The organism is Streptomyces sp. NPDC048523 (assembly GCF_043199815.1).
In the GTDB taxonomy this organism is placed as follows: Bacteria; Actinomycetota; Actinomycetes; order Streptomycetales; family Streptomycetaceae; genus Streptomyces.
Genome location: NZ_JBICWQ010000005.1, coordinates 626,510 through 645,738 on the forward strand (window position 1 = coordinate 626,510; position 19,229 = coordinate 645,738).

General features: G+C 69.7%; 20 protein-coding genes and 1 tRNA gene. 13 read left to right on the top strand and 8 right to left on the bottom strand.

Features of this window, described 5'->3' with window-relative positions; genetic code table 11:
- Nucleotides 1-6 precede the first annotated feature (6 nt).
- The 6 genes from ACGFWE_RS28525 to xerC all read left to right on the top strand — a co-directional run bounded on the left by ACGFWE_RS28525 (nucleotide 7) and on the right by xerC (nucleotide 4,750).
- A complete protein-coding gene (locus ACGFWE_RS28525; protein ID WP_393602643.1) occupies nucleotides 7-468 on the top strand; it encodes a hypothetical protein in 462 nt (153 codons plus the stop codon).
- 160 nt (nucleotides 469-628) lie between these two features.
- Nucleotides 629-1,519, top strand: a complete 891-nt coding sequence (locus tag ACGFWE_RS28530) for a bifunctional DNA primase/polymerase (protein WP_393602645.1) — start codon at nucleotides 629-631, stop codon at nucleotides 1,517-1,519.
- Nucleotides 1,520-1,725: 206 nt separating this feature from the next.
- Nucleotides 1,726-1,872 carry a hypothetical protein gene (locus tag ACGFWE_RS28535; RefSeq protein ID WP_393602647.1) on the top strand — a complete coding sequence of 49 codons (147 nt, stop codon included), beginning with the start codon at nucleotides 1,726-1,728 and terminating at the stop codon, nucleotides 1,870-1,872.
- Nucleotides 1,869-3,044, top strand: a complete 1,176-nt coding sequence (locus ACGFWE_RS28540; RefSeq protein ID WP_393602649.1) for a DUF3631 domain-containing protein — start codon at nucleotides 1,869-1,871, stop codon at nucleotides 3,042-3,044. The genes ACGFWE_RS28535 and ACGFWE_RS28540 overlap by 4 nt, the downstream gene beginning before the upstream one ends.
- Nucleotides 3,045-3,261: 217 nt before the next feature.
- On the top strand, nucleotides 3,262-3,471 hold the full coding sequence (locus ACGFWE_RS28545; RefSeq protein ID WP_356110404.1) for a helix-turn-helix domain-containing protein: 210 nt from the start codon (nucleotides 3,262-3,264) through the stop codon (nucleotides 3,469-3,471).
- Nucleotides 3,472-3,544: 73 nt separating this feature from the next.
- Nucleotides 3,545-4,750 carry a tyrosine recombinase XerC gene (gene xerC / locus ACGFWE_RS28550; protein WP_381061437.1) on the top strand — a complete coding sequence of 402 codons (1,206 nt, stop codon included), beginning with the start codon at nucleotides 3,545-3,547 and terminating at the stop codon, nucleotides 4,748-4,750.
- 83 nt (nucleotides 4,751-4,833) lie between these two features.
- On the opposite strand, the gene ACGFWE_RS28555 is transcribed toward xerC, so the two are convergent.
- The 3 genes from ACGFWE_RS28555 to ACGFWE_RS28565 form a co-directional block, all read right to left on the bottom strand.
- A tRNA-Pro gene (locus tag ACGFWE_RS28555) sits at nucleotides 4,834-4,907 on the bottom strand.
- 34 nt (nucleotides 4,908-4,941) lie between these two features.
- Nucleotides 4,942-5,727: a Pr6Pr family membrane protein gene (locus ACGFWE_RS28560; RefSeq protein ID WP_393602652.1), complete on the bottom strand. Its 786-nt coding sequence runs from the start codon at nucleotides 5,725-5,727 to the stop codon at nucleotides 4,942-4,944.
- An 89-nt stretch (nucleotides 5,728-5,816) separates the two neighbouring features.
- On the bottom strand, nucleotides 5,817-6,743 hold the full coding sequence (locus ACGFWE_RS28565) for a metallophosphoesterase (RefSeq protein WP_352387778.1): 927 nt from the start codon (nucleotides 6,741-6,743) through the stop codon (nucleotides 5,817-5,819).
- A 231-nt stretch (nucleotides 6,744-6,974) separates the two neighbouring features.
- Here ACGFWE_RS28565 and ACGFWE_RS28570 point away from each other — a divergent pair, with 231 nt between their 5' ends.
- Nucleotides 6,975-7,439: a GatB/YqeY domain-containing protein gene (locus ACGFWE_RS28570; RefSeq protein WP_352387780.1), complete on the top strand. Its 465-nt coding sequence runs from the start codon at nucleotides 6,975-6,977 to the stop codon at nucleotides 7,437-7,439.
- A gap of 96 nt (nucleotides 7,440-7,535) precedes the next feature.
- Here the strand turns inward: ACGFWE_RS28570 and ACGFWE_RS28575 are convergent, their stop codons facing one another.
- On the bottom strand, nucleotides 7,536-9,830 hold the full coding sequence (locus ACGFWE_RS28575) for a transglycosylase domain-containing protein (protein WP_352387782.1): 2,295 nt from the start codon (nucleotides 9,828-9,830) through the stop codon (nucleotides 7,536-7,538).
- 519 nt (nucleotides 9,831-10,349) lie between these two features.
- Between ACGFWE_RS28575 and wblA the strand changes: the two genes are divergently transcribed.
- Nucleotides 10,350-10,688 (top strand): transcriptional regulator WblA, encoded by a 339-nt coding sequence (gene wblA, locus ACGFWE_RS28580; RefSeq protein ID WP_031043210.1) that lies wholly within the window; start codon nucleotides 10,350-10,352, stop codon nucleotides 10,686-10,688.
- Nucleotides 10,689-10,750: 62 nt separating this feature from the next.
- On the opposite strand, the gene ACGFWE_RS28585 is transcribed toward wblA, so the two are convergent.
- Both ACGFWE_RS28585 and ACGFWE_RS28590 read right to left on the bottom strand, forming a co-directional pair.
- The gene (locus tag ACGFWE_RS28585) at nucleotides 10,751-12,172 is read right to left on the bottom strand and encodes an ArsA family ATPase (RefSeq protein WP_393602655.1); all 1,422 of its coding nucleotides are present in this window, start codon (nucleotides 12,170-12,172) and stop codon (nucleotides 10,751-10,753) included.
- Complete coding sequence (locus ACGFWE_RS28590; protein ID WP_352387787.1) at nucleotides 12,169-13,146, bottom strand: ArsA-related P-loop ATPase; 978 nt, start codon at nucleotides 13,144-13,146, stop codon at nucleotides 12,169-12,171. The genes ACGFWE_RS28585 and ACGFWE_RS28590 overlap by 4 nt, the downstream gene beginning before the upstream one ends.
- A 118-nt stretch (nucleotides 13,147-13,264) precedes the next feature.
- Between ACGFWE_RS28590 and ACGFWE_RS28595 the strand changes: the two genes are divergently transcribed.
- The 4 genes from ACGFWE_RS28595 (at nucleotide 13,265) to ACGFWE_RS28610 (ending at nucleotide 15,902) form a co-directional block, all read left to right on the top strand.
- The gene (locus tag ACGFWE_RS28595; RefSeq protein ID WP_086724107.1) at nucleotides 13,265-13,429 is read left to right on the top strand and encodes a DUF4177 domain-containing protein; all 165 of its coding nucleotides are present in this window, start codon (nucleotides 13,265-13,267) and stop codon (nucleotides 13,427-13,429) included.
- Between the two features lie 2 nt (nucleotides 13,430-13,431).
- The gene (locus tag ACGFWE_RS28600; protein WP_352388064.1) at nucleotides 13,432-13,908 is read left to right on the top strand and encodes a RidA family protein; all 477 of its coding nucleotides are present in this window, start codon (nucleotides 13,432-13,434) and stop codon (nucleotides 13,906-13,908) included.
- Nucleotides 13,909-14,205: 297 nt separating this feature from the next.
- Nucleotides 14,206-15,075: an NUDIX hydrolase gene (locus tag ACGFWE_RS28605; RefSeq protein WP_393602658.1), complete on the top strand. Its 870-nt coding sequence runs from the start codon at nucleotides 14,206-14,208 to the stop codon at nucleotides 15,073-15,075.
- Nucleotides 15,072-15,902, top strand: a complete 831-nt coding sequence (locus ACGFWE_RS28610) for an MBL fold metallo-hydrolase (RefSeq protein ID WP_393602660.1) — start codon at nucleotides 15,072-15,074, stop codon at nucleotides 15,900-15,902. The genes ACGFWE_RS28605 and ACGFWE_RS28610 overlap by 4 nt, the downstream gene beginning before the upstream one ends.
- Here ACGFWE_RS28610 and ACGFWE_RS28615 read toward each other — a convergent pair.
- Together ACGFWE_RS28615 and ACGFWE_RS28620 are read right to left on the bottom strand one after the other, a co-directional pair.
- Nucleotides 15,895-16,719 (bottom strand): nucleotidyltransferase domain-containing protein, encoded by an 825-nt coding sequence (locus ACGFWE_RS28615; RefSeq protein ID WP_393602662.1) that lies wholly within the window; start codon nucleotides 16,717-16,719, stop codon nucleotides 15,895-15,897. The genes ACGFWE_RS28610 and ACGFWE_RS28615 overlap by 8 nt on opposite strands.
- A 222-nt stretch (nucleotides 16,720-16,941) precedes the next feature.
- A complete protein-coding gene (locus ACGFWE_RS28620; protein WP_007383667.1) occupies nucleotides 16,942-17,616 on the bottom strand; it encodes a Crp/Fnr family transcriptional regulator in 675 nt (224 codons plus the stop codon).
- 336 nt (nucleotides 17,617-17,952) lie between these two features.
- Between ACGFWE_RS28620 and nth the strand changes: the two genes are divergently transcribed.
- The gene (gene nth, locus ACGFWE_RS28625; protein ID WP_352387795.1) at nucleotides 17,953-18,927 is read left to right on the top strand and encodes an endonuclease III; all 975 of its coding nucleotides are present in this window, start codon (nucleotides 17,953-17,955) and stop codon (nucleotides 18,925-18,927) included.
- The last annotated feature ends 302 nt before the right edge of the window (nucleotides 18,928-19,229 follow it).

A 19,229-nucleotide genomic window follows, 5' to 3' on the forward strand; every position in this document is an offset into this window, starting at 1 on the left:
CTCGCTGTGCACGAACACGCCAACCTCGTACCCGGCCGTCGTGAGGCGACCGTGGAAGTCCACCGGCCCACTCCGCTCGCCCCGATGCCGTCGGCGCCGGTCGTACCGATGCAGCCGGGCACGATCCCGGCTGTGACGAGCGTCGTCCTGCCGGACGGCCGTGTCGTCACCGGCTACACCCTCGAACCCATCAAGCCCGAACCCGTTGCGGTCAAGCCGCCCGTCTCCCGCGCGGCGGTGAACATCGCCCTCGGGGGCATCGGGTTCGGCGCGGTGTGCGGCGGGCTGTTCCTGCTGACCGCGTTCATCACCGCGCTGACCGCGCTCATCACTCAGCTCATCACCCTCGCCGCCGTCATCTTCGGCGGCTGGGTCGCCGTACAGGTCTTCAGCGCGAGCGGCCACGGCAGCGGGACCACGGTCAACATCCGCAAGGCCGTCTTCAAGCGCAACCACTTCCACGGCTAGCTACGCCCGAGGCGGGCGCCGTCTCACCACAAGCCTGCGCCCGCCCCGGTTCTCCAGTCCCTCCAAGAGAGCAGGAGACATCCAGCATGACCCAACGAGCGTCATTCGGCGAGGGCCGTCCGGCCCATGCCATCCCATCGAGCGTGACGGGGGTGACGGCATGAACCGTCACCTCCTGTTCGCCGCCCTGGATGCCGCGGAGCGAGGATGGGCCGTCCTCCCGCTGCGTCCCGGCGACAAGCGTCCGGCCCTGCATGGTGAGGACGTCTGCCCCGGCATCGGGGACTGCGCGGGCGGTCACCGCAAGTGGGAAGAGCGCGCCACCATCGACCCGGACCGCATCCGCCGCGCGTGGGGCGACCTGCCGTTCAACGTCGGCATCGCGACCGGCCCGTCCGGGCTGGTCGTCGTCGACCTCGACATGCCCAAGCGGAAGAGCGGTACGGACACGCCTAACGGCGTGACGACCTTCACGGCGCTCTGCGAGCGCGCCGGGCACGCCGTCCCCACCACCCGTACGGTGCGGACCGCGAGCGGTGGGGTCCACCTGTACTTCACCGCCCCGTCCGGCATCCGGCTCGGCAACACTGCCGGACGGCTCGGCAAGCGCATCGACACCCGCGCGTGGGGTGGTTACGTCGTTGCACCCGGCAGCCTCACCCCCACGGGCGCCTACGCGGTCGTCAACGACACGCCGCCCGCACCCCTGCCCGATTGGCTGTACGCCTGCCTGACGGTCCGTCAGACTTCGCGGGCACTAACGGCTGCACCATCGTCCGTACGGGCGTCCAGCTACGCCGCAGCGGGCCTGAACGCGGAAACCGCGTCTGTGCGACAGGCCCCGGAGGGCGAGCGCAACGCCACGTTGCTGCGGGCGGCGCGAGCCTTGGGGCGGTTCATCGCGTGGGGCGACCTTCCCAGGGAGCAGGTTGAGGAGGCTCTTCAGTGGGCGGGGGAGCAGGCCGGTCTGTCACCGCGGTCGTGTGAAGCGACCATTCGCAGCGGTCTGAACTGGTCGATTGCCCGCAACGGTCAGGGGAGGGCGGCATGAGCACCCCGCCCCGCCATGCACTGAAGAGCCTTCCCGCCACCCCGACCGGTCCGGGTGCCGCCGCACAAGCCGCACCCGGTCCGGCCGTGGGCGAGCCGAAAGGCGCCGCCCGCAAGGGCGTCCGAAGTGCTCTTCGTCCTGACCCGCGCCGGGGTGATGGCCGGTACCCGATCGCGTGGCTGTGCATCTGCGCTCCCCTCGGCGCCGTGCCTACCGCCACCTCGAAGTGCCTGTGCGGCAGGGACCGCAGCGCCGTCGGTCACACGAAGGTGCTCGCCCTGATCGAAGACCACACCGCCCACCGCGACGTATGCCCGCTCCGCACCAACCAGGAAGGGAGGCAGGCGGCATGAGCGCCAACCCGCCGGCACCCGCCATGGACGGCTCCGCACTGCTCGATGAGGTGGAAGCCTTCCACCGACGCTTCAACATCTTCCCGCTCGAAGCCGCGTACGTCGCCGTGACGCTGTGGGACGCACACGCGCACCTGCTCGACTGCTTTGACTCCACACCGCGGCTCGCGTTCCTGTCGCCGGAGCCGGGTTCGGGCAAGTCCCGCGCGTTGGAGATCGTAGAAACCCTCGTGCCGCAACCGATGGTGGCGGTCAACGCCTCGGCCTCCGCGCTCTTCCGTGCGGTGTCCGGGATGGAGGGACGGCCGACCATCCTGTTCGACGAGATCGACACTGTCTTTGGCCCCAAGGCCGGGGAGAACGAACAGCTCCGCGGGTTCCTGAACGCTGGGCACCGCCGCTCCGGCGTCATGTGGCGCTGCGTGGGCGACGGCTCCAATCAGCAGGTACAGGAGTTCCCGTCGTTCTGCGGGGTCGCGGTCGCCGGTCTCGGCTCGCTGCCGGACACGATCCTGACCCGCTCGGTCATCGTCCGCATGCGCCGCCGGGCACCGAACGAGCGGGTTGAGCCGTTCCGGCAGCGCATCCACGAGAAGGAGGGCCACGCGCTGCGTGACCGGCTCGCCGCATGGGCACAGTCCGTGCGCCACCTGGTCGACGGGGTGTTCCCGGCACTGCCGGAGGGCATCAGCGACCGGCCCGCGGACGTGTGGGAACCCCTGCTCGCCATCGCGGACGCCGCGGGCGGCGCGTGGCCGGAGCGGGTCCGAACCGCGTGCATCGAGCTGGTGAATGCGGCCAAGACCAGCGACAAGGGCAGCATCGGCATCCGCCTGCTCACGGACCTGCGCGACTACGTGTTCAACGGCATCGACCGCCTGCCCACAGTCGCCATCCTCGACAGGCTGCACAGCCTCGAAGAGGCGCCGTGGGCGGACATGAGCGGCAAGCCGCTCGATGCCCGCGGGCTGTCTCGGATGCTGCGCGAGTACATGACCGCGGACAACACACCCATCGCGGCCCGCAACATCAAGGCAGGCGGGAGCGTCATGAAGGGCTACTACGCGAGCGATCTGCACGACGCGTGGCAGCGCTACTGCCCACCCCCCGCGGAAAGTGCGCTACTTCCGCTACCTCCGCTACCGGGCAGCTCAGAGGCGGTTTCTGGGTAGCGGCAAGCCGCTCCGCATCCGCTACCGCAACACCCCATCCGCTACCCGCCCCGCGGTCACGAACCCGGGGCCGGTAGCGGCTCCATCCGCTACCGCTACCCCTATCCGCTACCTGGATCATGTCCCTGACCAGGGAGGTAGCGGAGGTAGCGGAAGTAGCGGACCTGACAGGAAGGGGGCCACCGTCCCCGGAACCCTGCCGAGGAGGCACCGCCGCATGGCCACCGTTGCTGAACCTGCCGAACAGCTCCTATATCGCCCCGAAGAAGCGGCCAAGGCACTCAGGATCGGACGCTCCATGGTCTACGAGGAGATCCGCCTCGGACGCCTTCAGACCGTCCGCATCGGCCGCCGCCGACTCGTGCCGCCGGAGTACATCGCGCGGTACGTCGAACTCCTCAAGAGCGAGGCAGAAGCCACCGCCTGAATCACCTTCACCGCAGATCTACAGGGCCGCGTCCATCAGGGCGCGGCCCTGTCTTATGGAGGAACAACAGAACATGAGCGAGACCCCGAAGCGAGCCCAAAGGGCAGGCCACGGTGCGGACACGATCTATTGGGACCCCGCCAAGAAGAGCTATGTGGGAGCCGTGTCCCTGGGATTCGCCCCGAACGGCAAGCGCCGTCGACCGAAGGTGTACGGCAAGACGAAGACCGAAGTCCGCAACAAGATCCGAGACTTGAAGAAGGAGATGCAGACCGGCGTCAAGGCCCCGGCGAACTACACCGTGGCCGACGCGGTGAACGACTGGTTGGAGCGTGGACTCAAGGGTCGCGACGAGAAAGGCACCATCGGCAAGAACCGTTCGATGGCGAACAAGCACCTGATTCCGTTCATCGGCAAGGCCAAGCTGAAGGATCTCAGCGCGGACGATGTCGACGACTGGTTGGACGACAGGGCCGAATTCCTCGCGACGCGAAGCCTGCGCGACCTGCTTGCCATTCTGCGCCGCTCCGTCGCCCACGCTCAGCGCAGGGACAAGGCCGCGCGGAACGTCGCCCTGCTCGTCACCGCCCCGGAGGGGCGCCCCGGCCGACCGAGTAAGGCGCTGAACTTGGAGCAGGCGAAAGCGGTACTCATTGCCGCGCGCCCGTCACGGCTGTACGCCTACCTCGTGCTCTCACTGCTCAGCGGTGTACGCACGGAAGAGGCGCGGCCTCTCACCTGGGATCACGTTTTCCTGGAGCCGAAGGACGGGGCCCCGCCGCACGTCGCGGTGTGGCGCTCGGTCCGCAAGCACGGTGAGACCAAGACCAGGAAGAGCCGCCGGACCATCGCTCTGCCGAAGCAGGTGGTCGACGTCCTCGAAGAGCACATGCGATGGCAGAAGCAGGAGCGGGCATCGCGGGGGATGGAGTGGAGCCCGACCGGCCGCGTCTTCACGACCCGGAGCGGCGAACCACTCGACGCGGCCAACGTCCGGCGAGACTTCAAGGCCATCGTGAAGAAGGCCGGGCTGAAGCCTGAGTGGACCCCGCGGGAGCTCCGGCACAGCTTCGTGTCCCTGCTCTCCGACCATGGCATCCCGCTGGAACGCATCGCGCTCTTGGTCGGTCACAGCAGCCAGGCGACCACAGAGGCGGTCTACCGCAAGCAGCTCCGGCCGGTCATCACTGAGGGCGCCGAAGCGATGGACGACATCTTCGCCGAAGATCAGGAAGGGGAGGATGCGGAGGAGGAAGGAGAGGGCGACGCGGTGGCCTGACCGGATTCGTTTGGCCCCCTGTTTGGCCCCCCGGGCATGAAAGAGGCCACCTAGTAAATTTACTAGGTGGCCTCTGACCAGCGTCGGGGTGGCGGGATTTGAACCCACGACCTCTTCGTCCCGAACGAAGCGCGCTGCCAAGCTGCGCTACACCCCGATCGTCGCTGCTCATCGCGGCGACGTCGTTTACTTTAGCCCACCGGTGGCTGGAGACGAAATCCGGTTTTGCCGCGGTGGCGGGTGGGGTTCGGGCGGGCGTGGTCCAGGGCTACCAGGAGGATCGCGAGGGCGTAGAAGGAGAGGCCGAGGAGGAGGGCGTTGCCGAGGACGTTCTTGTAGCCGTGGAGGTCCACGTCCAGGAAGGGGTAGAGGTAGCGGACCGGGTTGCCCGGAGGGATCAGTTCGCCTCGGGTGAAGGAGAACAGCAGGTACGCCAGGGGGTACAGCAGCCACGTCGCCGCCTGGCGCAGGTGCAGGCGACGGCTTGGCGTCAGCAGGAGCCAGTCCGCCAGCGCCGCCGCGGGGATCGCCGTGTTCAGGAGGTGGGCGGTCACCGCGTGCCAGCCCGCCGGGTTCGCCGCCGCCCCCGTCAGGGAGAAGGGGCTTGCCGCGTTCGCCAGCAGCAGGTGGTGCACCAGGGCCGTGATCGTGACGTAGAGGAGGGCCGCGCCCGTCAGGGCGGACGGCAGGGGGCGGCGGGCGCTCCACGCCCTGCGGGCCGACAGCAGGAGCACCATCGCCAGCAGGATCGTGCTCTGGATCGAGAAATAGCTCAGAGTGCGGACCGCGCTGCTCAGGAGCAGTTCGACGGTCACGGCCCCCGCGGCCACCAGTGCCACCAGCACGCGGAAGGCGGCGGCCACGGGATGGCGTACGGGAGCCACCACCGCCGTGGCGGGGACGGGCGAGGGCAGGAAGGTGGGCATGCCCGGGAGGGCGGGGAGGTCCGGGATGTTCCGCGGTATAGGCGTGGTCATGCCCTCACGCTAGACAGACATGACAAAAGGGGCGATACGGGCGGGCTGTGCGGGTTAATGCCCCACTCCCCGGACACCTTCCCGTACGACTACTCCCGGCCCACCAGCGTCAGCAACGTCACCTCCGGCGGGCAGGCGAACCGTACCGGTGTGTAGCGGTTCGTGCCGCAGCCCGCCGACACGTGGAGGTACGACCTGTGGCCCTCCGCCTCGTGCGTGGACAGACCCTTCACGCGGTCCGTGTCCAGGTCGCAGTTGGTGACGAAGGCGCCGTAGAAGGGGAGGCAGAGCTGGCCGCCGTGGGTGTGGCCGGCGAGGATCAGCGGGTAGGCGTCGGCGGTGAAGGCGTCCAGGACGCGGAGGTACGGGGCGTGCACCACGCCCATCGAGAAGTCGGCCGCACCCGACGGGCCGCCGGCCACCTCGGCGTAACGGTCCCGCTTGATGTGCGGGTCGTCCAGGCCGGTCAGCTCCACCGACACGCCCTCGATCTTCAGCATGCCCCGCGTGTTCGTGAGGTTCTGCCAGCCCGCCGCGTCGAAGCCGTCCCGCAGGTTCTCCCACGGGTTGTGGATGACCCCTACGGCGGGCGCGTTGCCGTTCAGGCCGTGGCGGCCCTGGGTCTTCTCGTACAGGTAACGGGCGGGGTTACGGAACTTGGGGCCGTAGTAGTCGTTGGAGCCGAAGACGTACGCGCCCGGGAACTCCATCAGCGGGCCCAGCGCGTCCAGGACCTCCGGCACGCCCTCCGGGTCCGACAGGTTGTCGCCCGTGTTGATCACGAAGTCGGGGCGCAGGCCCGCGAGCGATCGCAGCCATCGCTGCTTCTTGCGCTGGCCGCCGACCATGTGGATGTCGGAGATCTGGAGCACCCGCAGTGGGCGCATGCCGGACGGCAGGACGGGGACCGTCACTCGCCGCAGCCGGAAGGAACGGGCTTCGAACCCCGCCGAGTAGACGAGGCCGGCGGCGCCAACCGCCGCGATTCCCAAGGGGACTCCGTATCGCGCGCGCATGTCTCCATCGTGTCAGATCACGAGGACATCCTTGACCGGGCGTCCAGCGTCCCGTAATGCCGGGGGCCCACTGTCCCGTAATGCCGGCGTCCGCAGTCCCACAAGGCCGGCCCCCCCCACCAGCCCACAACGCGAGGCACCCCCCACACCCACCCCGCAAGTCCAGCCACCCCCACCCCCACCCAATAAATCCGCACGCCCCCCTCCCCCGCACCTGCGACAATCAAACCCATGACCACGCTCAAGTCGAAGCTGCAGGAAGACCTCAACGTCGCGATCAAGGGGCGTGACGAGCTGCGCTCCTCGACGCTCCGGATGACGCTCGCCGCGATCACCAACGAGGAGGTCGCGGGCAAGGAGAAGCGCGAGCTGTCCGACGCCGAGGTCCTGAAGGTGATCGCCAAGGAGGCGAAGAAGCGCCGCGAGGCCGCGGACGCCTTCGCCCAGGGTGGTCGCGCCGAGTCCGCCGAGCGGGAGAAGGCGGAGGGCGGGGTTCTCGCCGAATACCTGCCCAAGCAGCTCAGCGACGAGGAGCTGAACGACATCGTCGCCCAGGCCGTCGAGGAGGCGAAGGCGGCCGGGGCCGAGGGGCCGCGGGCCATGGGTGCCGTCATGAAGATCGTGAACCCGAAGGTCGCGGGCCTGGCCGAGGGCGGCCGGGTCGCCGCCGCGGTGAAGAAGCTCCTGGCCGGCTGAGCGCCCGTCCGCCCCGCCAGGCGTACCCATGGACGAGAGCCCGGTCCCGCATGATCAGCGGGACCGGGCTCTCATTTGTAGGTACGCCTGCGGGCGTCAGCCGCGCCCGCCCCCGTTGCCGCCGTTCCCGTTCCCGTTGCTGTTTCCGTTGGTCGTGCCCTGGATGAAGTTCTCCGGGATCGAGAAGGTCGGCGTCGGGAAGGTGGTGTTGCCGTCGTCTCCGCCGTCGTTCCCACCGTTGTCGTTGCCGCCGTTGTCGTTCCCGCGGTTGTCACCGTTGTCCCCGTCGTCGCCCTTGTCGGGGTCTTCCTTCTTCGGCATGTCCGGGATGTAGACGGTCTTGAACTGCGGGGCGTCCTTGCCCTCCAGCGCGCCGGTCATCATGTCCCGCCAGATCGGGCCGGGGACCTTGCCGCCGAAGACCTTTCCGTACCCGATGCCGCCGATGGTGATGTTCTGCATCTTGCGCTTGTGCGCCGGGTCGCCGACCCAGACCGCGCCGGCCATGTTCGGCGTGTAGCCCACGAACCAGGCCGCGTAGCGCTCGTCGGTCGTACCCGTCTTGCCCGCGCTGTCACGGCTGGGGCCGAGGCCCGCCTCGGAGCCCGTGCCGTCCTCGACGACGCCCTTGAGGAGCGTGTTGATGGTGTCCGCGGTGTTCTCCGACATCGCCCGCGAGCAGGTCGACTTCGGGACCTGGAGGGACTTCGACTTCTCGCCGGCCCGCTGGGTGATCGACTCGATGGCGACCGGGGTGCAGTACATCCCGCGCGCGGCGAAGGTCGCGTACGCGTTCGCCATCGTCAGCGGGGACACCTCCTGGGTGCCCAGGGCGATCGACGGGGCCTGCTGGATCTTGCCGCCGTCCGCCCGCCCGACGCCCATCTTGGCGGCCATCTCCGTCACCGGGCAGATGCCGATGTCGCTGATCAACGACACGTAGTAGGTGTTGACCGACTTCGCGGTCGCGGTCTTCATGTCGTACGGTCCGACCTCGGACTCGTTCTCGTTGGAGACCGAGACACCCTTCTCGTTCCAGACCTTGCCGTTGCACGCCTGGACCGGGGCCGGGTAGTCCATCTTGTACGGCGAGGGGTAGATCTGCGTCGCCGGCTTGCCGCCCTCTATGGCAGCCGCGGCCACGATCGGCTTGAACGTCGAACCGGGCTGGTAGCCCGCTCCGCCGCCCATGTCCTGGTCGACCGAGAGGTCGAGCGTCGTCTCGTTCTTCTTGTTGTTGATGCCGTACGGCCGCGACTGGCCCATCGCCAGAACCTTGCCGGTGCCCGGCTGGACGATGGTCGCGGCGGTGGCCACCTGGTCGTCCTGGTAGACGTGGTCCTTGATGGAGTTCTGCACCGACTTCTGGGCCTGCGGGTCCATGGTGGTACGGATCGTCAGGCCGCCCTGGTTCCAGACCTTGGCCCGGGCCTCCTGGGTCTTGCCGAAGACCGGGTCGGTCAGGAAGACCTGGCGGACGTAGTCACAGAAGAAGCCGGCGCCCTTGACCGCCGTGATGCAGCCGTTCTTCGGCTTGCTGACCTTGAGGCCCAGCGGCTGCTCCTTGGCCTTGTCGGCCTCCGCCTGGGAGACGTCGCCGACCTCGGCCATGCGCTGGAGCACGGTGTTGCGCCGCTTGGTCGCCTCGGCCTCGTCGTTGACCGGGTCGTAGCGGCTCGGGGACTGGACGATGCCGGCGAGCAGCGCCGACTGCTCCAGGTTGAGGTCCTTGGCGTGCCGGGAGAAGTAGCGCTGGGCGGCCGCCTCGACGCCGTACGCCTGCTGGCCGAAGAAGGTGATGTTCAGGTAGTTCTCGAGGATCTTGTGCTTGCCGAGTTCCTCTTCGAGCTGGATCGCGTACTTCAGCTCGCGGATCTTGCGTCCGATGGTCTGCTGGGTGGCCTCGGCGACCTTCGTCGGGTCGTCGCCGGCCTCCTCCACCGCGACGTTCTTCACGAGCTGCTGCGTCAGGGTGGAGGCGCCCTGGGCGACCCCGCCGCTCTGGGCGTTCTTGTTGAGCGCGCGCAGGACGCCCTTCAGGTCGACCGCGCCGTGCTGGTAGAAGCGCGAGTCCTCGATCGCGACGATCGCCTTCTGCATGTACGGCGAGATGTTCTTGAGGTCGACCACCGTACGGTCGCGCGAGTACACCGTGGCGATGGTGCCGCCCTCGCTGTCGAGGATCGTGGTGCGCTGGCTCAGCGGCGGGGTCTTCAGGTTCGTCGGGAGTTCGTCGAAACTCTCCACCGACCCCTTGGCCGCGAGCCCCAGCGCGCCGGCCGCGGGCAGCGCGATGCCGGCCATCACCGCTCCCGCGAGAACACTGACACCGAGGAACTTGGCGGCCTGCTGCGTGGGCGACAGACCGCCGCCCGAGCGCTTCTTCGACATAGGGGGCAGCCTAATCCGTACTCATGAGCGTTCAGAGGGAGCCCGTGTCACGGCATGGCGACAGAAGCGCGACGGAAGCGGGTACGACCGCACCGGAGCGGGCATGGCGACAGGAGCGCCCTACCTTCTCATTCGCCGGACACGCGCACAGGCGTTGGCCTAAGCTGCTCTCAACTGTCACAGCAGTAGGGCCACGTATCAATACGTCCGGCGACCCCGAATCGTTCCGGATGTTCCCCGATTTTTTCGGTGGGGACGTGTCCGAATCCGCCTCGTGTGTCATCAGGTGCCCGTTGTGACGCAAGACAAGTGTCCTGGTTTGCCGGGATAGTCATGTATGTCGCGGGCTCACTCCCCCGGGTGATCTGCCGCTTACGCATAGTCCGTTCGGGCCATTCAAGATTGGGCCCGAAGGGGGTGTTGCGCTGTGCCTGCCTTCCGTAACGTCCTCAACTGGCGGCGGTGAATATGCCGCTGCCGCCGTGGGGGAGCCTCGATTCGGGAGAGGACGGCGCCGGTATGGGCTGGGTAGTCGACTGGAGTGCGCAGGCGGCCTGCCGCACTACCGATCCGGATGAACTGTTCGTTCAAGGAGCAGCGCAGAACCGGGCGAAGGCGGTGTGCACCGGATGTCCGGTGCGTACGGAGTGCCTCGCCGACGCGCTGGACAACCGCGTCGAGTTCGGCGTGTGGGGAGGCATGACGGAGCGCGAGCGCCGCGCACTGCTGCGCCGGCGGCCGACCGTCACTTCGTGGCGCAGGCTGCTGGAGACCGCGCGCACGGAGTACGAGAGGGGCGTCGGCATCCTGCCCCTCGAGGACGACGAGCTCTACGAGAACTACGCGGCGGTGAGCTGAGGAGGACACCCCCGGCGCCGAGGAGGACACCCCTCGGGGCGCCGAGGGGAGCACCCCTCGGGTCAGTCCACGGCAGCCTCGGGCAGCTCCGGTCGCCCGGCCGCGAGCCGGTTTCCGATGTCCCGCAGCCCCGCGAGGTCGTGCACATCGCCGGGCAGCGCGGCCACTTCGGCCACCGCCACCTCGGGGTGGAGCGCGGTGAAGCGGTCACGCGTGCGCTGCTCGCGGGAGAGCAGCTGCATACGGTCGGCGTGCAGCCTCAGCAGGCCTGCGGTGAGCCTCTCCGTGCGCTCCGGGCTCGGGTTCTTCGGGTCGGCGGGGGAGCCTGCGTCAGGAGCCGGTGCCTCGGAAGCGGGAGATTCTGAACTGCCGTACGTGTCGGGAGAGTTACGAAGTCCAGCTTTCCCGCCCTCCTGATCGACAATGCGGGGCTCTTCAAGATTTTCCACGGGCTCGGGATGTGCCACCGATTCGGGACTCTCGGCGGCTTCGAGGTTTTCCGCGGCGGCGAGCGCCCGCTCGGCCGAGAGCCGGTCGGCGCCGCTGCCGTGGACCCGGTTGAGCACCAGACCGGCGAGGGGCATGCGCTCCGCGGCCAGCCGCTCCACGAAGTACGCGGCCTCGCGCAGCGCGTCCCGCTCCGGGGCCGCGACCACCAGGAACGCCGTCCCGGGCGCCTGGAGCAGCTTGTACGTGGCGTCCGCGCGGGTGCGGAACCCGCCGAAGGTCGTGTCCATCGCGGCCACGAACGTCTGGACGTCCTTGAGCAGTTGACCGCCCAGCAGCTTGCCGATGGTGCCGGTCATCATCGACATCCCGACGTTCAGGAACTTCATCCCCGCCCGTCCGCCGAGCTTGGCCGGGGCGGTGAGCAGCCGGATGAGCCGTCCGTCGAGGAAGGAGCCGAGCCGCTTCGGCGCGTCCAGGAAGTCCAGGGCGGAACGGGAGGGGGGTGTGTCGACGACGATCAGGTCCCACTCGTCCCGGGCCCGCAGCTGCCCGAGCTTCTCCATCGCCATGTACTCCTGCGTGCCCGCGAAGCCCGCCGAGAGCGACTGGTAGAAGGGGTTGCTCAGGATGGTGGCCGCCCGCTCGGCGTCCGCGTGCGCCTCGACGATCTCGTCGAAGGTGCGCTTCATGTCGAGCATCATCGCGTGCAGTTCGCCGCTCGCGGAGTCGTCGAGGCCCTTCACCCGGCGTGGCACGTTGTCCAGCGAGTCGATGCCCATCGACTGGGCGAGCCGGCGTGCCGGGTCGATGGTGAGCACGACCACCTTGCGGCCCCGCTCGGCGGCGCGCAGGCCGAGGGCCGCCGCGGTCGTGGTCTTGCCGACGCCGCCCGAGCCGCAGCACACCACGATCCGGGTCTTCGGATCGTCGATCAGGGGGTCGAGGCCGAGCACGGGCGCGGGGGAGAGGCGGTGGTGGCGGTCCGGGGGCGGATTCTGGGACGTTCGGTCGTACCGGTCGGCGTCCGGGCTCATGACATCCCCTGCTTCCGCAGCTCGGTGGCCAGTTCGTACAGACCCGCCAGGTCCATGCCCTCGGTCAGCAAGGGCAGTTCGTGCAGCGGCAGCCCCAGTTCGCCGAGAACCGAGCGCTGTTCGTGCTCCAGGTCGTACCGCTCGGCGTACTCCTCGGCCTGCTGGATCAGCGGGTCGACCAGTTTCTCCGCGTTGCCCCCGCGGCGGGCGCCGCCGAGTCCGGCCGAGGACAGCGCCTTCGCCACGGCCGAACGCCGTACCGTCCGTACGAGTTCCAGGTCGTCCCCGTCCAACACCTCCGGGCGCACCATGTTCACGATGATCCGGCCCACGGGGAGACGGGCGGCCCGTAGTTCGGCGATGCCGTCCGCGGTCTCCTGGACGGGCATCTCCTCCAGGAGGGTCACCAGGTGGACGGCCGTCTCCTTGGACTTCAGCACTCGCATCACGGCCTGCGCCTGATTGTGTATCGGGCCGATCTTGGCGAGTCCCGCGACCTCGTCGTTCACGTTCAGGAAGCGGGTGATACGGCCCGTGGGGGGCGCGTCCATCACGACGTAGTCGTAGGCGAACCGGCCGGACTTGTCCTTACGGCGGACCGCCTCGCACGCCTTGCCCGTCAGCAGGACGTCTCTGAGGCCGGGCGCGATGGTGGTCGCGAAGTCGATCGCGCCGAGTTTCTTCAGGGCGCGTCCCGCTCCGCCGAGTTTGTAGAACATCTGGAGGTAGTCCAGAAGGGCCAGTTCGGGGTCGATGGCCAGTGCGTACACCTCCCCGCCCCCTGGAGCGACGGCGATCTTCCGCTCCTCATAGGGCAGCGCCTCCGTTTCGAAGAGCTGCGCGATTCCCTGGCGACCCTCCACCTCGACGAGAAGCGTCCGCTTCCCCTCGGTGGCGAGGGCCAGCGCGAGGGCTGCGGCGACCGTGGTCTTGCCGGTCCCGCCCTTGCCGCTGACGACCTGGAGCCTGCTCACGTATTCGAGCGTAACCAGTCGGCGGCGAACCTAAGCAGGAGGCTGTGGATAACGCGGGTGCCGACTGCGGGGAACAGCGGCTGAAACCCGGGGGTGAGCAGCGGCTAAAGTCGGCCGCATGACCAAGAAGTGGGAATACGCGACCGTGCCGCTGCTCGTCCACGCCACGAAGCAGATTCTGGACACCTGGGGCGAGGACGGGTGGGAGCTCGTGCAGGTCGTGCCCGGGCCGAACAACCCCGAGCAGCTGGTGGCGTACCTGAAGCGGGAGAAGACGGCGTGAGCGTGCGTGAGGGCGGGGCGGTCGAGGCGCGGCTCGCCGAGCTGGGGCTGACGCTGCCGGCGGTGGTGCCGCCGCTGGCCGCGTACCAGCCGGCCGTGCAGTCCGGGGTGTATGTGTACACCTCGGGTCAGCTGCCCATGGTCGACGGCAAGCTTCCGGTCACCGGGAAGGTGGGCGCGGAGGTCACGGCCGAGGAGGCGAAGGCGCTGGCCCGTACGTGTGCGCTGAACGCGCTGGCGGCGGTGAAGTCCGTGGCCGGTGATCTGGACCGGATCGCGCGCGTGGTGAAGGTCGTGGGGTTCGTGGCGTCCGCGGCGGACTTCACGGGGCAGCCGGGTGTGATCAACGGCGCGAGCGAGTTGCTGGGCGAGGTGCTCGGCGAGGCGGGTGTGCACGCGCGGAGTGCGGTGGGGGTGGCTGTGCTGCCGCTGGATGCGCCGGTCGAGGTCGAGGTGCAGGTGGAGCTGGCCGGGGGTTGACCGGGTTCGGGTTCGGGTGCGGGTTCGTTGGGGGCGGGCGTTGTGCGCAGTTCCGCGCGCCCCTGGATGCCTGCGGCGGCCTGCTTGGCTCCGGTGGGGGCGTGTGTAGCGCGTGCGGTTCGGTGGGTGGGTCACCCCGTCCCCTCGCCGCCGTACGCGGGTGCACGAGTCCGACCCAGGGGCGCGGGGAACTGCGCGACCAGCCACAACTCATCCGCACCCGCCCCACAACCTGACCCGGCACCCCCCGAGGCGCCCCCTCTCGAACATCCGGCCGTCAGGAGTTAGCCTCCGGCCATGGCAAACGGGCAGTGGTACCCAGCGGAATGGCCGGACCGTATCCGCGCGCTCGCGGACGGCTCGCTTCGGCCGGCCGTGCCCAGACGTGCCGCCACCGTGATGCTGCTGAAGGACACGGCGGCCGAAACCGTCGTGCACATGTTGCGCAGACGGGCCTCGATGGCTTTCGCGGGCGGCGCCTACGCCTATCCCGGCGGTGGCGTCGACCCCCGTGACGACGAGCACCAGATCCACTGGGCGGGCCCCACGCGCGCGTGGTGGGCGGCTCGGCTCGGGGTGGACGAGACGGCGGCTCAGGCGATCGTCTGCGCGGCCGTGCGGGAGACGTACGAGGAGGCGGGCGTCCTGCTCGCCGGGCCGACGGCCGAGTCGGTGGTCGGTGACACCACGGGCGAGGAGTGGGAGGCGGACCGGGCCGCTCTGGTGGCGCGGGATCTGTCCTTCGCGGAGTTCCTGGAGCGTCGGGGGCTCGTGCTGCGGTCGGATCTGCTCGGGGCCTGGACGCGCTGGATCACGCCCGAGTTCGAACCCCGTCGCTATGACACGTGGTTCTTCGTCGCCGCCCTCCCACACGGCCAGCGCACCCGCAACGCCTCCACCGAGGCCGACCGTACGGTGTGGATCCGGCCGCAGGACGCGGCGGACGGCTACGACAAGGGCGAGCTGCTGATGATGCCGCCCACCATCGCCACGCTGCGGCAGCTCACCGCGTACGGCAGCGCCGCCGCCGCACTGGCCGCCGCCCCCGGCCGTGATCTGACCCCTGTGCTCGCGCAGGCCCGGCTGGTGGACGGCGAGATCGTGCTCTCCTGGCCGGGGCACGACGAGTTCACCAAACACATCCCGACCGGTGGAGCCTCCGCATGACCGACGCCGCAGCCCTCCCCGGCCAGCCACGGGGCGGGGTCCTCTCGGGCCCCGCCACCCCACGGGCCGTCAACGTCCTCGCGCCCAACGCCTCCGCGATGACCCTGGACGGGACCAACACCTGGATCCTCTCGGAGCCGGACTCCGAGCTCGCGGTCGTGGTCGACCCCGGGCCGCTCGACGAGGGGCATCTGCGTGCCGTCGTCGACACCGCCGAGGCCGCAGGCAAGCGTGTCGCGCTCACGCTGCTCACCCACGGCCACCCCGACCACGCCGAAGGCGCCGTCCGTTTCGCCGCGCTGACCGGCACCGAGGTGCGGGCCCTCGACCCCGCGCTGCGGCTCGGGGAGGAAGGGCTCGGCGCGGGGGAGGTGGTGCGTGTCGGCGGGCTGGAGCTCGTGGTCGTGCCCACTCCCGGGCACACCGCGGACTCGCTGTGCTTCCATCTCCCGGCCGATCAGGCCGTCGTGACCGGTGACACCGTCCTCGGGCGCGGTACGACCGTCGTGGCCCATCCCGACGGCCGCCTGGGCGACTATCTCGACTCCCTGCGGCGGCTGAGGTCCCTGACGGTCGACGACGGCGTCCACACCGTCCTGCCGGGCCACGGGCCCGTCCTGGAGGACGCCCAGGGTGCCGTGGAGTTCTATCTCGCCCACCGGGCCCACCGGCTCGCCCAGGTCGAGACGGCCGTGGAGGACGGATACCGGACGCCCGGTGCCGTCGTGGAACACGTGTACGCGGATGTCGACCGGTCGCTCTGGCCGGCCGCCGAGCTGTCGGTGCGGGCCCAGCTGGAGTATCTGGAGGAGCACGGGCTCATCTAGGGGTCTTCGTGCCGTGCACGCGCGTGTACTCGGCTGCCAGCCAGGGGCCCAGGTCGTCGACGTACGCGCGCAGTACGGCCGTGTCGGCGGTCGGGGCGTGGCCCAGGGCGGCCGCCGTTCTCAGCCGGTCGGCGCGGTCCGGGTAATACGCGGCGAAGACCTCCGCCATCTCTCGCAGATCGCTCGTCCAGCCGTTCCAGCGGGGCATGACCAGGGTGAACGCGGTGCGGACCAGGTGGCGCGACATGAAGCGGACGAGACGGGTCCGGGTCTCGTCCGAGTCCGCCGCCTCGATCCGTTCGCGCCAGCGGGGGAGCAGGAGGGCGAGGTCGCCGTTGGTCTCGCGGGCCAGGAGGGAGTCGGGGCGGTAGCGGGGCAGGTACTCCGCCAGGTCGTCGCCGAGCAGCGGGGTGCACAGACAGGCCACGAACCAGCCCAGGTCGTGTCGTTCCACGTCGCTCAGCAGGAGATCCCGGCTGTGGAGCAGCGTTCCGACGCCGTCGATCTGCGGGAACTCCTTGTCGAGCGCCTGCCCGAGCTCCCGTACGCCCTCCCGGTCCGCGTCGGTCGGCTCGTCCCGCAGGGCGAGCAGGAGGTCGAGGTCGCTGCGGCCCACGCGCGCGGTGCCGCGCGGGACGGAGCCGTAGAGGTACGCGCTGTGCAGCCTCGGCCCGAACAGGTCCAGCACCCGGTCGCGCGCGGCGGCGACGACCGGGCGGAAGGGCTGCGGGATCCGTCCGAGGGAGCCCTCGCGCTCGATGTAGCCCTGGGCGTCGAGTCCCTTGGGGGCGATAGGGGGAAGTGTTTCGGCGGCCATGCGATCACTGTGCCGGGGGGCAGGCCCGGGGACAGCTCATTTACGGCCCTGGGCGGCCCGTGTGGGGCCGAACGTGGCCGAAGCCCGGCCGGGGTCGGTGGGAGTCGGTGGGGTCTCGTCCACGGCGGTGTCGTCCGTCGCCTGCGGGCCGGCGGCCTGTCGGGGAACGAGAAGGGCCCTGCCACACGGCAGGGCCCTTCTCCGTCGTACGACGATCCGTGCTCAGCGCGAGCGCTTGGCGAGCCTCTCGACGTCCAGGAGGATCACCGCGCGGGCCTCCAGGCGCAGCCAGCCGCGCTGGGCGAAGTCCGCGAGGGCCTTGTTGACCGTCTCGCGGGAGGCGCCGACCAGCTGGGCCAGCTCCTCCTGCGTGAGGTCGTGGACGACGTGGATGCCCTCTTCGGACTGCACGCCGAAGCGGCGGGAGAGGTCGAGCAGCGCGCGGGCCACACGGCCCGGCACGTCCGAGAAGACCAGGTCCGACATCTGGTCGTTGGTCCTGCGCAGACGCCGCGCGATGGCGCGCAGGAGCGCGGAGGCCACCTCGGGACGCGCACTCAGCCAGGGCTGGAGGTCACCGTGGCCGAGGCCGAGCAGCTTGACCTCGGTCAGCGCGGTGGCGGTCGCCGTGCGCGGGCCCGGGTCGAAGAGCGACAGCTCGCCGATGAGTTCGCCGGGGCCGAGAACGGCCAGCATGTTCTCGCGGCCGTCGGGGGAGGTGCGGTGGAGCTTCACCTTGCCCTCGGTGACCGCGTAGAGCCGGTCGCCCGGGTCGCCCTCGTGGAACAGGGAGTCACCACGCGCGAGCGTCACCTCACTCATGGAGGCGCGCAGTTCCGCGGACTGCTCGTCGTCGAGTGCCGCGAAGAGCGGGTTGCGCCGCAGAACGTCGTCCACGAGTTCTCTCCTTGTCGACCTGCTCAGGGGATCTTGTTCCCCCTTGGTACCAGGGGAACCCGGTGCCCATTTTGCCGGACGGTCCAAACAGTGTGATCTGTCACAAGGATGCCGCACACATGTCCCGGGGTAAGCGGCAGGGGTCCAATTGGGGGCCGGTCTTCGAGGTCCGGCGCGTATGTCAGTGCCGGGCTCTAGGCTGGCCGGGTGTCCAAAACGCCGGTGAGAGCACAGGCCGAGGGGGCTGGACGGGTGGTTGCACGTCGAGATTCCGCTGTCGGCGAACAGGGCGCCGGGGGTGGAAAGAAAACGGCAAAAGCGGCAGGGAAGGCTCCGGTGGAGAAGAGGGCTTCGGCGAAGGAAAGCGCGAACACGGCGGCGAAGAAGGCGGCTCCCGTGCGGAAGGCCGCCGCCGTGAAGAAGGCGACTGTCGCTCCCAAGAAGGCGGCGGCCACGGTGAAGAAGGCCTCGGCCACGAAGACGGTCGGCACGAAGGCGGTTGCCGCGAAGACGGTTGCCGCGAAGCCGCCGAGGAACGAGTCGCACACCGCCCTCGTGCGCCGCGCCCGGCGCATCAACCGCGAGCTCGCGGACGTGTTCCCGTACGCGCACCCCGAGTTGGACTTCGAGAACCCCTTCCAGCTGATCGTGGCGACGGTCCTGTCCGCGCAGACCACCGACCTGAGGGTCAATCAGACGACCCCCGCGCTGTTCGCCAAGTACCCGACCCCCGAGGACCTGGCCGCGGCCAACCCCGAGGAGGTCGAGGAGATCCTGCGGCCGACCGGGTTCTTCCGGGCCAAGACCAAGTCGGTGATAGGGCTGTCCAAGGCCCTGGTGGAGAACTTCGGCGGTGAGGTCCCGGGCCGGCTCGAGGACCTCGTCACGCTGCCCGGTGTGGGTCGCAAGACCGCCTTCGTCGTGCTCGGCAATGCCTTCGGACGGCCCGGCATCACCGTCGACACGCACTTCATGCGGCTGGTCAGGCGTTGGCAGTGGACTGACGAGACCGACCCCGACAAGATCGAGGCCGCCGTGTCCGCGCTCTTCCCGAAGAGCGACTGGACGGACCTGTCGCATCACGTCATCTGGCACGGTCGCCGCATCTGCCACGCCCGCAAGCCCGCGTGCGGCGTCTGCCCCATCGCCCCGCTCTGCCCGGCCTACGGCGAGGGCGAGACGGACCCGGAGAAGGCGCAGAAGCTCCTGAAGTACGAGAAGGGCGGCTTCCCGGGGCAGCGGCTGAATCCCCCGCAGGCCTACCTGGACGCGGGTGGAAAGGCCGCACCGCCGCTGGGGGCCACCGGGTGAGGATGCGCACGGCATGCCCGGGAGCACCGGCACGGGGCGACGGGCCGCACCGGCTCACCGGGATCGCCCACGCGCTGCGTCCGTCCGAGCTGCGCGGAGCACGGGTACGGGTCGGCAGGGCAGCCCGGCGGGGCGTGGAGACCGGTCGTACGGGGTGGCGCCGTACGGGTGGGTGCTGCCGTAGGGCGGCGGGAGTGCCGCGCTGGGCCGAGGCCTCGGATTGGGCGGGAGCGCCCGGCCGGGTGGCAGAGCCGAGTCGGTCCGGGGCAGTTGCCTGGGAAGTGGCGCCGGGCCGGGCGGTG

Excerpts from the sequence above, each read along its gene's own strand:
- ACGFWE_RS28530 (WP_393602645.1), top strand. The coding sequence starts at position 629 with ATGAACCGTCACCTCCTGTTCGCCGCCCTGGATGCCGCGGAGCGAGGA.
- ACGFWE_RS28540 (WP_393602649.1), top strand. The coding sequence starts at position 1,869 with ATGAGCGCCAACCCGCCGGCACCCGCCATGGACGGCTCCGCACTGCTC.
- ACGFWE_RS28545 (WP_356110404.1), top strand. The coding sequence starts at position 3,262 with ATGGCCACCGTTGCTGAACCTGCCGAACAGCTCCTATATCGCCCCGAA.
- xerC (WP_381061437.1), top strand. The coding sequence starts at position 3,545 with ATGAGCGAGACCCCGAAGCGAGCCCAAAGGGCAGGCCACGGTGCGGAC.
- ACGFWE_RS28560 (WP_393602652.1), bottom strand. The coding sequence starts at position 5,727 with ATGACCACGCCTATACCGCGGAACATCCCGGACCTCCCCGCCCTCCCG.
- ACGFWE_RS28565 (WP_352387778.1), bottom strand. The coding sequence starts at position 6,743 with ATGCGCGCGCGATACGGAGTCCCCTTGGGAATCGCGGCGGTTGGCGCC.
- ACGFWE_RS28570 (WP_352387780.1), top strand. The coding sequence starts at position 6,975 with ATGACCACGCTCAAGTCGAAGCTGCAGGAAGACCTCAACGTCGCGATC.
- ACGFWE_RS28575 (WP_352387782.1), bottom strand. The coding sequence starts at position 9,830 with ATGTCGAAGAAGCGCTCGGGCGGCGGTCTGTCGCCCACGCAGCAGGCC.
- wblA (WP_031043210.1), top strand. The coding sequence starts at position 10,350 with ATGGGCTGGGTAGTCGACTGGAGTGCGCAGGCGGCCTGCCGCACTACC.
- ACGFWE_RS28585 (WP_393602655.1), bottom strand. The coding sequence starts at position 12,172 with ATGAGCCCGGACGCCGACCGGTACGACCGAACGTCCCAGAATCCGCCC.
- ACGFWE_RS28595 (WP_086724107.1), top strand. The coding sequence starts at position 13,265 with ATGACCAAGAAGTGGGAATACGCGACCGTGCCGCTGCTCGTCCACGCC.
- ACGFWE_RS28605 (WP_393602658.1), top strand. The coding sequence starts at position 14,206 with ATGGCAAACGGGCAGTGGTACCCAGCGGAATGGCCGGACCGTATCCGC.
- ACGFWE_RS28610 (WP_393602660.1), top strand. The coding sequence starts at position 15,072 with ATGACCGACGCCGCAGCCCTCCCCGGCCAGCCACGGGGCGGGGTCCTC.
- ACGFWE_RS28615 (WP_393602662.1), bottom strand. The coding sequence starts at position 16,719 with ATGGCCGCCGAAACACTTCCCCCTATCGCCCCCAAGGGACTCGACGCC.